Genomic DNA, 14014 nt, shown 5'->3' on the forward strand with positions numbered 1-14014 from the left:
CCTGGTCGGCTTACTTCCGGCCTTTTTGGTATGTGTCAGCAGGCAGCGGCCGCATGAGGGTCACGGTCGAAGCGGATCTGCGTGCGCCCAGCCGCTCCAGTGAAATTGTCGACAAACCGACTGAACGTCAGCGGAGTGCGGGTCGAGGCAAGCACGTCCTGGATGCCCGGACAGCGCAAGGCCTGCCGCGCGGCATCGATGTCGGCCGGGGCGAACACGTGCGACAGCCCGTCGGTCGCGTAGTCGCCCTGGCCCGCGTCAGCGATCTCCCAGGCCGCGATCAGCCACTTCGAGTGCCCCGGCCGGCCGCCGGGAATGGAGACGGTGTGCGCGGCGAGGTCGCTGGCCAGGCCGTACCCGTCGTGGACGCGCACGTCGAGCGACACCAGATTGCTGATCGCGCCCATGCTGTCGGTCGCCATGGTCACGTACGGGCGGTCGGTCGGGAAGGTGTACCAGCGCTTTTCGTCGTAGCTGTACACGAGCACGGCCGGCTTGTGCGTGTTGTCGACGGCCTCCACTGCCGCGCGCGCGATCGGCTGGCCGAGGAAGTCCGACGCGAGCACGGGGTGCGCCTTGCCGGTGTCCCAGGACCAGTACGCGCGCTCGTCGGTGACGCCGGTGGAGAGGTGCTCGTTCGCGTAAGGCACCCGCAGCCAGCCCGCCGCGGCCACGGACCAGACGGCGACCGCGGCCAGCAGCGCCACCGTCCGCCGCGTGAACGGGACCGCCATTACCGGCAGCAGCAAGGAAAACAGGGCGGGCAGCAGCATGCGGGCGTGCATGAAGTCCCCGCCGACGCGCACGACGTAAACGGTCAGCAGCACCGCCGCGAGCACGGGCGCGAGCGTGAGAATCCGCGACCGGCGCGTCAGCGCGACCACCACAGCCAGCAGCAAGAGCGGCACCCACAGGTAGTACGGCCCGACGAGGTCGAGCAGGTAGGCGAACCCGCGCGCCCAGTTGGCGTCGCCGGCTTCCTTGGCGAGCGCGGTGTTCGGGACGAGCAGGCCGTAGAAGCCCATCCGGAAGACCTGGTACGCGAGCGGCAGCGCCACTCCGGCGCCGAACCAGGCCGCGCCGCGACGCACGCCCGGCCGCCGCAGCCACACCAGCGCGGCGAACGCGACGATGCCGAACAACGCCAGGTCCGGCCGCACCAGCGGGCCGAGCCCGAGCACCACCGCCGTCGCGAAGGGCGCCTTGCCCCGCACCAGCAGCCACCAGGACAGCCCGATCCACAGCAGCGCCAGCCCGGTTTCCAGGCCCGAAGTGGCGAAATCCCGGAACGGCGGCAGCGCGCAGACCACCAGGGCGCCGGCCGGCACCACGGTCGCACCGCCGTACAGCCGGCGCGCGCTGTCCAGCCCGAAGAACAATCCGCCGACCGCGCAGACCAGCCCGAGGACCACGGCCAGCCATTCGAGGGTGGCGCCGGTGATCCCGCCCGCCCCGGCCAGCAGCCATGTCCACAGTGGACTGGTACTGGCCTCGACCCGCTCGCCGACGTTGAACACCGGCCCGTGGCCGGCCAGGATCTGCCGCACGGTCCGCAGCACCAGCAGCCCGTCGTCGCTCATCCAGCGACGGCGCCAGGCCAGCACCGCGTATAGCGCGAGGGTGGCCGCGAGCGCGGCCCAGACCCAGGTCGACGGGCGGCGGTACCAGGCGACGGGCGGCTCCGCGACGGCCGGTGCAACCGCGGTCATCGCGTCCGCCGGCCCCTTCCTTCGCCCGTCCCGCCGCAGGTGGGCGGGGAGATCCAGGCTCAGTCTAGGGCGACGGCGCCGGTGACGGCACCGCCGTCGGCGAAGGCGGGGGCGGCGGCGCGGCGCTGGACGAAGAAGGCGGCGCCGGTGCCGGGGGCTCCGGCGGGGCCAGTCCCAGGTCGACGTCCGGGTTCTCGCGGTGGTCGCCGCCCAGGGTGAACGCCGTGGTGCAGCCGGTGGCCGGGTCGGCGTCGGAGTCCTTCGCCGGGTCGCCCGCGGCGCGAGTGGTGACCGTGAGCCCGTCCGGCAGCGCACTGACGTCGAAGCAGACCTGGTACGTGCCGTCCTTGAGCTTGTCGAACAGGTAACTGCCGTCGTCGGCGCTCTTGGCGGTGGCCACCGTGCCGCCGGCGCCGTCCTTGAGCGTGACCGGGATGCCGCCGACGCCCGGCTCGCCGTCGTCCTGCAGGCCGTTGCGGTTCAGGTCCCGCCAGACCCGGTCGCCGATCTTGTCGATCAGCGGCAGCGGGGTGACGGTGATGGTCGACGTGGCCTTCTGGTTGCCCAGCTGGCCGCTCGCCGACGTGACGCCCGAGACCGTGGCGGTGCTGACGTGGCCGTTGTCGTTCTCCGCCAGGTTCGGGTGATCGCAGGTCAGCGCCTTGGACGCGCCGGCGTCGAGGTCGAACGCGGCGGGCAGCCCGGTGCACCACGGGTCCTTCACCAGCAGGCCGGTGAGCGGCACGCTGCCGGTGTTCGCCACCGTGACGCGGTAGTGCGCGGTGGACCCGGCGGGCAAGGTCGCGGACGGGCCCCACTCGCCGGTCGCCGGGTTCTGCACCTCTTCCTTCACCGAGTAGGCCGCGAGCTGCACGTTCACGCAGTCCCACATCACCCAGTTGCGGTTCGTGGTGGCGAAGAAGGTGACCGAAGACGTGCCGTCCGGCGCCGCGGTGGCCGGGAAGTCCTGGCGCGCCAGCTTGTTGTCGGAAGCGACGTCGTGCGTGACGTCCTGCGCCTTCTCCAGCAGCGTGCGCCCGGCCGCGTCGCTGAAGCGCAGCCCGGTCGACTGCGCGTTGCCGCGCTCGGCCAGCGCGGTGGCGACGGTGCCGGTCCAGGCGGACAGCGAGTACAGCCCGCCCGGCGCGTACGGCACCGTCTGGCTGGCCGAGCTGACGCGTCCGTCCGGAGTCTGGATCTGCGCCTTCAGGTGCCCGTCGACCGCGAGTGCGGTGTCCGTGACGAGCTTCGGCAGCTTGTCCGGCGGCGTGCTGCGCGGGACCGGCGCGGCAGGGGTGAACAGGTAGCCCTGCGGGGCGCCGCCGGGCGCGGAAACCTGCTCCACGCTGGGGTTCGGCGCGATCCCGCCGCAGGCCGGGGCGTCGGCGGCCGGCGCCGAGCCGGGCAGGAACACGACGAGCGCCCCGGCCAGCACCACCGTGCCCGCCGAAGCGCCCGCCGACCGTCCGATCGAGATCTTCCGTGCCCGCCTCATGCCGCGAAGCTATTACCCGGCGCCGACCCCGGCCGAGCCGCGGCGCCGGGCTTCACTCCAAAGAGTCAGCGCACGCCGATCCGCCCGACCAGCCCGAAGTGCCCCTTCTTCCACACCGAGACGATCGCGGGCCGCGGCTGCGCGGTCCCGCCGTCGGGCCAGTGCGAGGTCGGGTTCGCCGAGTTGGCCGCGTTCTCACCCGGGTGCTGCACGGCGACCAGCACCAGGTGGTCGGTCACCACCGGGCCGCAGGTCTCCGCGCCGACCGGCACGGACAGGAACTGCTTGACGTGGCCGCGTTCCGGGCCCGAGACGGGCACCGAGAACAGCCCGTCGTTCGCGCCGAGGGTGTTGCCGTCGGTGGCGATCCACAGGTTGCCGTGCCGGTCGAACGCGACGTTGTCCGGGCACGAGATCGGGCTGACCTGGTCCTTCGGGAAGCCGCCGAAGTAGGTGTCGGCGGTCGCCGGGTCGCCGCAGACCAGCAGCAGCCGCCAGGAGAACCGGGTGGACGCCGCGTCGCCGCGCGCCTCCTCCCACTCCAGCACGTGGCCGTTTTTGTTGGCGTTGCGGGGATTCGGCTCGTCGGCGGCCGCCTTGCCCGCCGCGCCGCGGTCGGTGTTGTTGGTCAGCGCGGCGTAGATCCGGCCGTTGACCGGGTTGGGCTCGATGTCCTCGGGGCGGTCCATCTTCGTCGCGCCCGCCTTGTCCGCGGCCTGGCGGGTGAAGACGTACACCTCCTCGGCGGTGAATCCGTCCACAAAGGACTTGTCGCCCGCGGCGAGCGGGATCCACTCGCCGGTGCCGTCGAACTCGTCGTCGTCCGGGAGCTTGCCGCTGCCGTCGATCTGGCCCGGGCTGTCGCCGGTGAACTTGGCGACGTACAGCGTGCCGTCGTCCAGCAGCGCCGAGTTGTGCCGGCGGGCGAGCGCGCTCGAGCCCTTTTTGTACTTGCCCTTGGAGACGAACTTGTAGATGTACTCGAACCGCTCGTCGTCGCCCGAGTAGACGGCGACGCGGCCGTCGGCGGTGATCTTGACGTTCGCGGCCTCGTGCTTGAACCGCCCGAGCGCGGTGTGCTTGACCGGCGTCGAATGCGGGTCGTGCGGGTCGATTTCGACGACCCAGCCGAAGCGGTTGGGCTCGTTCGGCTCACGCGGGACGTCCCAGCGCTGGTCGAACCGCTCCCACTTGCGCGTGCTCTCGCCGGTGCCGATCAGGTAGCGCTTGAGCCGCGGGGCCTGCTCCGGATCGGTCACCTTGTCCGCGTTCGCGAAGTACTGGTGGAAGTTCTCCTCGCCGGAAAGCACGGTGCCCCAAGGAGTCACGCCGCCGGAGCAGTTGTTCTGCGTGCCGCGCACCTTCCGCCCCGACGGGTCCGCGGACGTCTTCAGGTACTTCGACCCGGCCGCCGGGCCGCGGACCTCGAACACGGTGTCGAGCGTGATGCGCCGGTTCAGCGGGCTCGGCGTGGTGCGCAGCGCGCCGCCGATCGGGTCGCGCTGGGTCTGCACCACCGAAAGCCCGTGCGCCGCCCAGGCGATCTTCACCTGCTCCTCGGTCGGGTTCGCCGGGTCGTACTGATCGGCCGGGAACAGGTGCACCTCGGTGGTGTACTCGTGGTTGACCACCAGCAGGTTCTGCAGGCCCAGCGGGTCCTGCGGGATCAGGCCGACGAAGTCGTTGTTGTAGCCGAACTGCTTCGCCTGCGCGGCCGCGGTCTGCTTGCGGAAGTCGAACTTCGGCGCGCCCGGCACGACGGCGTCGCCCCAGCGGATCACCACGTGCTGGTCGTAACCCTCGGGCACGCTCACCCGGTCCAGCTTGTTCGGCGGCACCGGGGTGAAGTCGGTGCCGGGCACCGTCCGCCCACCGCGTGCAGGCGAGAGCGGGGCCGGGGCCGAGGGCGCGGCGGCGGCCGTCCCGGACAGCGCGGCGAACCCGCCGGCCGCGGCCGCCATCACCGCGCCCGCCTTGAACACGCCGCGGCGCGAGACCACGTTCTTCGCGACGTCGCCGAAGTACTCGTTGCCCGTGGGGTTCGGCGCTTCGTGGGCGCAGGCGTTGCCACAGCGGTACTCGCAGGTGATGGGGGAACGGCCGCTGTCGTGCGCGGCGAAGAGGGGCAGCAGCCGCCCGGGCTCCAGGGACACAGGGCCTCCAGATCAGTGTGGTGGGAACGAAGCGACCGTAAACGCCAAAACCCGACCAAACCGGACCATAAAGTGAACAGGAGGTGTATTAACCGCAATTGAGACGAACAAGAAGAACGCCCCCGGACGGACAGTCCGGGGGCGATCGCCGAGCGTCAGAATTCCTCGTCGCCGACGAGCGCGGCCTCCTTCGGCACCACGTGCGGGTCGGCCTTCTTCTCCCGCAGCGAAAGCAGCACCGCGGCGATCACGCACAGCACCGCCGCGACGACAAACGGGCCCTGCTGCCAGCCGAGCCAGTCGGCGACGTGCCCGACGAGCGTGGCCGCGACCGCGCCGCCGAGCCAGCGGCAGAAGTTGTAGCCCGCGCTGGCGACCGGGCGCGGTGCGTCGCTGATGGACATCGCGGTGCCGGTGAACAGCGTGTTCAGCAGGCCGGAGACCAGCCCGGACAGGATGATGCCGATCACGGCCACGGTTTTGTTCGGGACGGCCAGCACCAGCATCAGCACGGTGTAGCCGGCCACCGCGAGCGCGGCCCCGTGCCGTTCTCCGAACCGAGCGGCGAGCTTCGGCGCCAGCGCGACCCCGGCGACCGCGACGCACAGGCCCCAGCCGCAGAAGATCAGCCCGACCGCGATCGCGCTCCAGCCCAGCACGAACGGCGACCAGGCCAGCACCGTGAAGAAAGCGGCGGTGTACAGCGCCGAAGCCAGCGACGTCCGGAGCAGGCCGGGGTGCTTCAGCGCGCGGATCGGGTCGAGGAGCTTGATCGGCGGCCGCTTCTCGTGCGAGTCGCTCTTCAGGAAGATCGAGCACAGCACCAGCGCGCCGGCCATCAGCACCGCGGTGCCGATGAACGGGCCGCGCCACGAGATCGTGCCGAGCAGCGCGCCCAGCAGCGGTCCGACGGAGAGGCCGACACCGAGCGCCGCCTCGTACAACAGGATCGCGCCGCCCTGGCCACCGGTCGCCGCGCCGACGATCACCGAAAGCGCGGTGGCGATGAAGAAAGCGTTGCCCAGCCCCCAAAACGCGCGCAGCCCGACGAGTTGCTCGATCGAGCCCGCGGCCGCGCACAGGGCGGTCGCCGCGACGATCAGCGTCAGCCCGACCAGCACGGTCCGCTTGGCGCCGAAGCGCGCGGACATCGAGCCGGTGAACAGCATGGCGATCACCTGCACGCCCAGATAGGACGTGAACAGCAGCGTGACCTGGGACGGCGTCGCGTCCAGCCCCTTGGCGATGGACAGCAGGATCGGGTCGACCAGGCCGATGCCCATGAACGCGATGACCGCGGCGAACGCGGTGATCCACACCTGCTTGGGCTGGCCTTTGACCGCGTCCAGCAGGCTCGAGTGGTGCTCAGCGCTCATCGCGGATCAGTTCCTCCTTCGGGTTTTCACGGTGGAAGTCGCGGATCAGCTTCGTGAGGGCGGGCAGGGCGGCGTCGATCGCGGCGCGGTCCGCGTCGTCCAGGCCGAGCAGGCGTTCCCGCAACTGCTCCTCACGAGCGGCGACCATCTCGGCGTAGAACCGCCGTCCCTCGCCGGTGGCTTCCACGAGCACGGCCCGCCCGTCGTCCGGGTCCGGCCGGCGGCTCACCATGCCGAGCCGCTCGAGCCGTCCGACGACGTCGGTCATCGACGGCATCCGCACGCCTTCGAGCTGCGCCAGGCGGCTCATCCGGCTGGATCCGCCGCCGACCAGCTCGGCCAGCACCGAGCCCTGGGTCAGGGTCAGCGCATGCGGCGTCTCGCGGCGGACCAGGTAGTACAGCCGCGAGACGACCGGCCGCAGCCGGCGCGCGAGGTCGGTGATCGAGGAAGTCACTTAGCCAGGCTAACAAATTTACTTAGCTATGCGAAGTAATTCCACTCACAGGCTAGGCTGCCGCCCATGGACGCGGTGATCTTCGACCTCGACGGCGTACTGGTGGACTCCGAGCGGACCTGGGACGAGGTGCGCCGCGCCGTCGTCGCCGAGCACGGCGGCACCTGGCTCCCCGAGGCGACGCGGGCGCAGCAGGGCATGAGCACGCCGGAATGGGCTTCGTACCTGGTGAACACACTCGGCGCGCGGCTGGCACCCAACGAGATCGCGCGCGTGGTGATCGACGAGATGGCCAAGCGCTACGCCTCGGGCCCGCCGGTCATCAACGGCGCGGCGGAAACCGTCCGAGCGGTCGCCGCCCACCGTCCGGTCGCGATCGCCAGCTCGTCGCCACCGGTGCTGATCCGGGCCTTCGTGACGGCTTGCGACCTCACGGAACTGGTCCCGGTCGCGGTTTCGAGCGAGGAAGTCGGCGCCGGCAAGCCCGCGCCGGACGTCTACCTGCGGGCCGCGTCGCTACTGGGCGTCGCCCCGGAAACCTGCGCCGCGGTGGAAGACACGACAAACGGCCTGCGCTCGGCCCTCGCGGCGGGCATGACCGTGTACGCGGTACCGAACCTACACTTCCCGCCAGACCCGGCAGTGCTCGCGAAAGCGACCGCGGTGCTGTCGAGCATCACCGAGCTTCCAGCGGCGCTGGACTCGCAGCCCGACGCCTGACGGGGCTTCTTACTTCCTGATGAGGTGACATCCCGTTGTCAAGGACATCACGGTGTTCTTTCCCGAGCCGACGGAAATCTGCGCGCCGAGCTGGTCTGAGAGATTGAGTTCGGCGTCACCGGCCTGGCTCGTGTCCCGAGTCACGGTGGTGAACCCGTACCCGCCGGCGACGTCGCGCACCACCTGCTTCGCTTGCCTCCATGGGGATAGCAGCGAAGTCGGCGCATACCACCGCGACAAGAACTTCTTGCCGGCCTCCTGCTCGGTCAGGTCCGGAAACTGCGGAGCGCACCCGCTGTATTCGGCCGAATTCGGCTCTTCCGTCCATTGCGCAACCCCGAACTGAGCGGTGAGGCGCTCGCGGAGCGCGGTGCGCAGTCTCTCGTAGCCGACGACCGCATCATTCAGCGTCGGCCGGGTCGCCAATTGCGCCTGCTGCTGTTGCTTCGACATCGAGGGTCCGGTGGATTGAGGATCAAGATACTCATGACCTCCGCTACATCCGCACAGCAGCAACGCACCGGTCAACGCCGCGACGATCGGCCGTGCTGGTGAAGCCAAGTGATCGACTTTCTCTTGGGCGGGAACCCTCGACTGCGGCAAAGGCCTCCTTACCCGCGTGCAACGCAGGTAAGGAGGCCTTCACGGACTTCGAAAAACGGAGGACTAGCGCTCCAGCTCGCCGCGGATGAACTTGTCCACGGCGTCACGCGCGGTGGAGTCGTCGTACTGCTCCGGCGGCGACTTCATGAAGTACGAGGACGCCGAGAGGATCGGGCCGCCGATGCCGCGGTCCAGGGCGATCTTCGCGGCGCGCACGGCGTCGATGATGATGCCCGCGGAGTTCGGCGAGTCCCAGACCTCGAGCTTGTACTCCAGATTGAGCGGCACGTCGCCGAAGGCGCGGCCCTCGAGGCGGACGTAGGCCCACTTGCGGTCGTCGAGCCACTGGACGTAGTCCGACGGTCCGATGTGGACGTTGCCCTTGCCGAGCTCGCGGTCGACCTGGGAGGTGACGGACTGGGTCTTCGAGATCTTCTTCGACTCGAGCCGCTCCAGCTCCTTCATGTTCAGGAAGTCCATGTTCCCGCCCACGTTGAGCTGCATCGTGCGGTCGAGCTGCACGCCGCGGTCCTCGAACAGCTTCGCCAGCACGCGGTGCGTGATCGTGGCGCCGACCTGGGACTTGATGTCGTCGCCGACGATCGGGACGCCCGCGTCGGTGAACTTCTTCGCCCACTCCGGGTCGGACGCGATGAACACCGGCAGCGCGTTCACGAACGCCACGCCGGCGTCGATCGCGGCCTGGGCGTAGAACTTGTCGGCCACTTCGGAGCCGACGGGCAGGTAGGAGACGAGGACGTCGGCCCGCGCCTCGCGCAGGGCCGCGACGAAGTCGACCGGTGACTCGTCGGACTCCTCGATCGTCTCGCGGTAGAAGCGGCCGAGGCCGTCGTGCGTGTGCCCGCGCTGCACGGTGACGCCCAGCGGCGGCACGTCGGCGATCTTGATCGTGTTGTTCTCGCTGGCGAAGATCGCCTCCGAGAGGTCCCGCCCGACCTTCTTGGCGTCCACGTCGAACGCGGCGACGAACTCGATGTCGCGCACGTGGTACTCGCCGAACTGGACGTGCATCAAACCGGGCACGCGCGTGCCGGGATCCGCTTCGCGGTAGTACTGGACACCCTGGACCAGCGAAGAGGCGCAGTTGCCGACGCCCACGATGGCCACCCGAACGCGGCGGTTCTCGCCCATGCCGGTTTCTCCTTAATCCGTTCCTTCAAATGCAGGTCTGCCGCCACGCTGCGGCCCGATCGGCGCGCCCCTACTCTTGTGGGCCGCGCTGCTCGGCTTGTTCGTGCGCGATCAGCTCGTTGAGCCAGCGCACCTCCCGCTCGCTGGTCTCCAGCCCCAGCCGGTGCAGCTCGCGGGTGTAGCGGTCGATCTTCTCCTCGGCCCGTCCCAGCGCGTCGCGCAAACCCTCGCGACGCTCCTCCACGCGGCGGCGCCGACCTTCCAGGATGCGCATCCTGACGTCAGCCGGTGTCCGCGAGAAGAACGCCAGGTGGACGCCGAACCCCTCGTCGTCCCAGGTCGTCGGACCCGCGTCGCCGAGCAGCTCCGCGAACCGCTCCTTGCCCTCGGCGGTGAGCTTGTAGACGCGGCGGCCGCGCCGGGACCAGGCCCGGTCGTCCGCCTCGTCCAGCTCCTCGACGAGGTAGCCGGCCCGCAGCAACCGACGCAGGGTCGGGTACAGCGAGCCGTACGAGAACGTCCGGAGTGTCCCGAGCGTCTCGTGCAAACGCTTGCGCAGCACGTACCCGTGCATGGGCGCCTCGTGCAGCAACCCGAGGATCGCGAGCTCGAGCACTCCGCACCCCCTCACGGGAACAAACCACGGCCGCCGACGTTGGCCACAACGTCGATCGGCTCGGTCAACCTACTGGCCGACTATATCGCGCCGATACATCGAAGTGGCGGAACTAACCCCCGTTCGAGGTCAGAGCGGGGCGAAAGTCATCAGACAGTTATGGAATCACCGGCGTGTCCGTCCGGTCGCCCACCGTGGCCCCGTGCAGGGGGCACCACGCACACAGCAAGAGCCCGTACTCTGTCCTTCGTGCGAAACCAGCGGCAGGTCGTGGACTACGCCTTACAGCGCAGAGCGCTGTTGGCCGGCGTCCGCTCCGGGCGCGTCGGCGACCATGAGGTGTGCGACGCGACCCCGTACCTGCTCCGGGCGGCGAAGTTCCACGGCAGACCGGAAGAGCGGGCCTGCCCGATGTGCCGCCGGACGCCGCTGACCCTCGTGTCCTGGGTCTACGGCGACGAACTCAAGCACGTCTCGGGATCGGCGAGGACACCCGACGAGCTGACCCGCATGGCGGGGATGTTCGGCGAGTTCACCGTCTACGACGTGGAAGTGTGCCGGACGTGCCACTGGAATCACCTGGTCCTGTCCTACGTCCTCGGCACGGGTGAGCCGCAGCCCACCCGGCCGCGAAGGACCGCGGGCCAGTGACGAGTACCACAACCGCTGCAGAGCGCAGGGCGGCGTGTCCCCGGACGCCGGCCTGGGAGGCCCATTCGTGACCGACGATCGCAACCGCTCCTGGCCCGGCCAGGAGCCAGATGCACCTCGCCGTGCCCAATGGCCGGGAGAAGACCCCGGTCCGGCCTGGCCGGGCGAAGAGGCCCCCCGCCGTCCCCAGCGCCCGAACCCGCCCCGCGGCAACGGCGCCCCCCGCCGTCCGGCGGCGAACGGCGCCGGTCCCGACTGGCCGAGCGGCGATGAGCCGCAGTGGCCCTCGTCGGACGAGGCCCCGCGCCGGCCGCCGCAGCGTCCCCAGGCCCCGGTGGACGGGCGGACGCAGTCCGGCATGCCGCCGCGCCGCCAGCCGCCGCCACCGCCTCCCGGCAACCGCCCGCCGGCCCCGAACGGCGCGACGCAGGGCTTCCGCCAGCCGCCACCGCCGGGTCAGGGCCCGAACGGCCAAGGCCCCAACGGCCAGGGCCCGGGCGGACCGTCCGGCCCGCACCGCCGCCCGCCGCAGGGCCGGCCCGTGCCGCCACCGCCCCCGCCGCCACACGCGGATCCGTCCTATCCGGACCGTGAGCCGGAGCTGATCACGCACGCGGTGCACAACGGCACCGACGACGGCTTCGGCTACGACCCGTACGACGATCGCTACGACGACCGGTTCGACGAGGACCACCAGTACGCGCAGTACGCCGACGACGAGGACTTCGAGGACGAGCCGGAGCTCGACGAAGACGGCAAACCGATCAAGCCGCCGCTGACGCCGAAGCAGCGCAAGAAACGCCGCTGGAAGATCATCCGGCGCGTCCTCTACGCGATGTTCGGCCTGTTCGTGGTGGTGCCGGCGATCGCGTTTGTCATCACGTACTTCGTGGTGAAGGTTCCTTCCCCGCAGGACGTCAAGGCGCTGCAGAGCCAGCCGATCACGTTCCTGTATTCCAACAACACGGTGATGGGCCGCAACATCCCCGAGGGCGGCGACCGCGAGCTGCTGCAGCCGAACCAGGTGCCGGACGTGGTGAAGCACGCCGTCTACTCGGCGGAGGACGCCACCTTCGAGACCAACTCCGGCTTCAACATCATGGCCATCGCGCGGTCGGCGTTCAACCAGGTCACCGGCGGCACCGGTGGTGGCTCGACGATCTCGCAGCAGTACATCAAGCAGGCCACGGCGAACGACGCGCCCACACTGACCCGTAAGTGGACCGAGCTGGCGAAATCGTTCAAGCTCAACAACACGACGTCCAAGTCGGACATCATCACCGGCTACCTCAACATCGTCTACTTCGGACGCGGCGCGAACGGCGTCGCCGCGGCGGCGAAGGCGTACTACGGCAAGGACGTCGCCCAGCTCAACCCGTCGGAGGCCGCGCTGCTGGCCGGCCTGATCCAGGGGCCGAGCCGCTCCGAGGACCAGACCTACGCCAAGAAGCGCTGGACCTACGTGCTCGACCAGATGGTGCAGAACCACTGGCTCTCGCAGGCCGACCGCGCCGCCGCGACCTTCCCGACGCTGATCCCGAAGGGCTCGCAGAAGCAGAAGGACAACGCCACGCTGGACTACCACATCCAGCAGCGGATCCTGTCCGAGCTGGCCGCCAAGGGCTACGACGAGGACAAGCTGTACGCCACCGGCGCGAAGATCTACACCACGATCGACCCGGCCGCGCAGAACATGGCGGTCCAGGCCGTGCAGGACAACATGCAGGGGCAAACCGACCCCGACATCCTGGGAGCTCTGGTCGCCGTCGACCCGAGAACGGGCGGGGTGATCGCCTACTACGGTGGCCCGTCCACGGTGAAGGACAGCAACGGCAAGGACCAGGTGGCCACGGACTGGGCGAACACGCCACAGAACCCGGGCTCGTCGATGAAGCCGTACGACCTCACCGCGTTCCTCAAGATGGGCAAGGGCCTCGGCGAGACGTTCGACGGGACGAACAACCGGCAGCTCGGCGGCCGCGTCGTCCGCAACGCGGGCGAGAGTTCCAGCTGCGGGCCGACGTGCACCGTCAAGAAGGCCATGGAGGTCTCGGCCAACACCGTGTTCTACGACATGGTGCTGAACGTGACCAAGCCCGCGCCGGTCGCGGAAGCCGCGAAGGAGGCCGGCGTCCAGGCGGCCCCGAACGGCAAGGCCCGGCTGGGCATCAACGACGCCAACATCGCGCTCGGCGGTGGCGAGACGGCGCTGACCCCGGAGGACCAGGCCGCGGGTTACTCGAGCTTCGCCTCCGGCGGCGTCCGGCACCAGCAGCACTTCGTCGCGAAGCTGACGAACTCCCAGGACGAGGTGGAGTTCGACAACACCACCGACCAGGGCAAGCCGGCGTTCGACCCCGACGCGCAGAAGAGCCAGCAGATCGCGGGCAACGTCACCGACGCGCTCGGCCCGGTGATCAAGGAAGCCAAGCTGAAGTGCCCGGCGAACCACGAGTGCGCGGGCAAGACCGGTACGCAGCAGTTCGACCCGACCGGGAAGAACGTGCCGAAGTCGTACCAGGACCGCAACGCCCAGACCTGGATGGTGGGGTACACACCGTCCATCTCGGTCGCGGTCTGGGTCGGCGGTGACGGCAACAAGCCGTTGCACGACAAGAACAACAAGCCGATCTTCGGTGCCACGATCGCCGGTCCGACGTGGCAGGACTTCATGACCACGTACCTCAAGGACAAGCCGGCGGAGAAGTTCGACAAGGTCCAGCCGATCGGCAAGGACGCCGACACGGTGGTCACGTCGACCTCGCAGAGCAGCCGGGTGGCGACGACCACCGACAGCCCGCCGCCGAGCCAGCCCTCGACGTCCAGCTCGGCGCCCCCGACGTCCGAGACGAAGAGCGTCTCCGAGTCCCCGACCCGGCCGACGCTGTTCGGCGGCGGCGGCAATCCGAGCCCACCAGGTGGCGGCGGCAACGGACTCGGGGCCGGCGGCAAGCCACCGAGAGGCCCGACCGGGTAGCGCCCGGGCCTGACCTGCGAAGGCTCCCCCTCATCTCGTCGAGGAGGAGCCTTCGTCTGTCCGGAGCCGGTGACGCCACAGTGTGTCCGGCCGGGCACACTTCAG

The 14014-nt window shown here is 70.0% G+C and carries 11 protein-coding genes; 3 read left to right on the forward strand and 8 right to left on the reverse strand.

Annotated elements, in window-relative coordinates; all coding sequences use genetic code 11:
* Nucleotides 1-35: 35 nt before the first annotated feature.
* From OG371_RS15045 to OG371_RS15065, 5 genes are all read right to left on the reverse strand, one after another.
* The gene (locus OG371_RS15045; protein WP_329069636.1) at nucleotides 36-1709 is read right to left on the reverse strand and encodes a hypothetical protein; all 1674 of its coding nucleotides are present in this window, start codon (nucleotides 1707-1709) and stop codon (nucleotides 36-38) included.
* Between the two features lie 64 nt (nucleotides 1710-1773).
* Nucleotides 1774-3204 (reverse strand): DUF7850 domain-containing protein, encoded by a 1431-nt coding sequence (locus OG371_RS15050; protein WP_329069639.1) that lies wholly within the window; start codon nucleotides 3202-3204, stop codon nucleotides 1774-1776.
* Nucleotides 3205-3269: 65 nt separating this feature from the next.
* Nucleotides 3270-5357, reverse strand: a complete 2088-nt coding sequence (locus tag OG371_RS15055) for a PhoX family protein (protein WP_329069641.1) — start codon at nucleotides 5355-5357, stop codon at nucleotides 3270-3272.
* A gap of 155 nt (nucleotides 5358-5512) precedes the next feature.
* Nucleotides 5513-6733 carry an MFS transporter gene (locus tag OG371_RS15060; protein ID WP_329069643.1) on the reverse strand — a complete coding sequence of 407 codons (1221 nt, stop codon included), beginning with the start codon at nucleotides 6731-6733 and terminating at the stop codon, nucleotides 5513-5515.
* Nucleotides 6723-7190: a MarR family winged helix-turn-helix transcriptional regulator gene (locus OG371_RS15065; RefSeq protein ID WP_329069645.1), complete on the reverse strand. Its 468-nt coding sequence runs from the start codon at nucleotides 7188-7190 to the stop codon at nucleotides 6723-6725. Before OG371_RS15065 ends, OG371_RS15060 begins: the two co-directional genes overlap by 11 nt.
* 66 nt (nucleotides 7191-7256) lie before the next feature.
* Here OG371_RS15065 and OG371_RS15070 point away from each other — a divergent pair, with 66 nt between their 5' ends.
* Nucleotides 7257-7910: an HAD family hydrolase gene (locus OG371_RS15070; protein WP_329069647.1), complete on the forward strand. Its 654-nt coding sequence runs from the start codon at nucleotides 7257-7259 to the stop codon at nucleotides 7908-7910.
* A gap of 9 nt (nucleotides 7911-7919) precedes the next feature.
* On the opposite strand, the gene OG371_RS15075 is transcribed toward OG371_RS15070, so the two are convergent.
* The 3 genes from OG371_RS15075 to OG371_RS15085 all read right to left on the reverse strand — a co-directional run bounded on the left by OG371_RS15075 (nucleotide 7920) and on the right by OG371_RS15085 (nucleotide 10281).
* Nucleotides 7920-8513, reverse strand: coding sequence for an LppA family lipoprotein (locus OG371_RS15075; RefSeq protein ID WP_329069649.1), 594 nt, complete (start codon nucleotides 8511-8513; stop codon nucleotides 7920-7922).
* A 63-nt stretch (nucleotides 8514-8576) separates the two neighbouring features.
* Entirely contained in the window at nucleotides 8577-9665 is a 1089-nt protein-coding gene (locus OG371_RS15080; protein ID WP_329069651.1) for an inositol-3-phosphate synthase, read from the reverse strand.
* A gap of 70 nt (nucleotides 9666-9735) precedes the next feature.
* The gene (locus OG371_RS15085; protein WP_091624637.1) at nucleotides 9736-10281 is read right to left on the reverse strand and encodes a PadR family transcriptional regulator; all 546 of its coding nucleotides are present in this window, start codon (nucleotides 10279-10281) and stop codon (nucleotides 9736-9738) included.
* 249 nt (nucleotides 10282-10530) lie between these two features.
* On the opposite strand from OG371_RS15085, the gene OG371_RS15090 reads away from it, so the two are divergent.
* Nucleotides 10531-10932 carry a DUF5318 domain-containing protein gene (locus OG371_RS15090; protein ID WP_091624634.1) on the forward strand — a complete coding sequence of 134 codons (402 nt, stop codon included), beginning with the start codon at nucleotides 10531-10533 and terminating at the stop codon, nucleotides 10930-10932.
* A gap of 67 nt (nucleotides 10933-10999) precedes the next feature.
* Complete coding sequence (locus OG371_RS15095) at nucleotides 11000-13909, forward strand: transglycosylase domain-containing protein (protein ID WP_329069655.1); 2910 nt, start codon at nucleotides 11000-11002, stop codon at nucleotides 13907-13909.
* Nucleotides 13910-14014: the final 105 nt, after the last annotated feature.

The sequence above is a fragment of the Amycolatopsis sp. NBC_01480 genome (assembly GCF_036227205.1).
GTDB lineage: Bacteria > Actinomycetota > Actinomycetes > Mycobacteriales > Pseudonocardiaceae > Amycolatopsis.

Coding starts and splice junctions, on each gene's coding strand:
- OG371_RS15050 (WP_329069639.1), bottom strand. CDS start 3,204: ATGAGGCGGGCACGGAAGATCTCGATCGGACGGTCGGCGGGCGCTTCG.
- OG371_RS15060 (WP_329069643.1), bottom strand. CDS start 6,733: ATGAGCGCTGAGCACCACTCGAGCCTGCTGGACGCGGTCAAAGGCCAG.
- OG371_RS15045 (WP_329069636.1), bottom strand. CDS start 1,709: ATGACCGCGGTTGCACCGGCCGTCGCGGAGCCGCCCGTCGCCTGGTAC.
- OG371_RS15070 (WP_329069647.1), top strand. CDS start 7,257: ATGGACGCGGTGATCTTCGACCTCGACGGCGTACTGGTGGACTCCGAG.
- OG371_RS15080 (WP_329069651.1), bottom strand. CDS start 9,665: ATGGGCGAGAACCGCCGCGTTCGGGTGGCCATCGTGGGCGTCGGCAAC.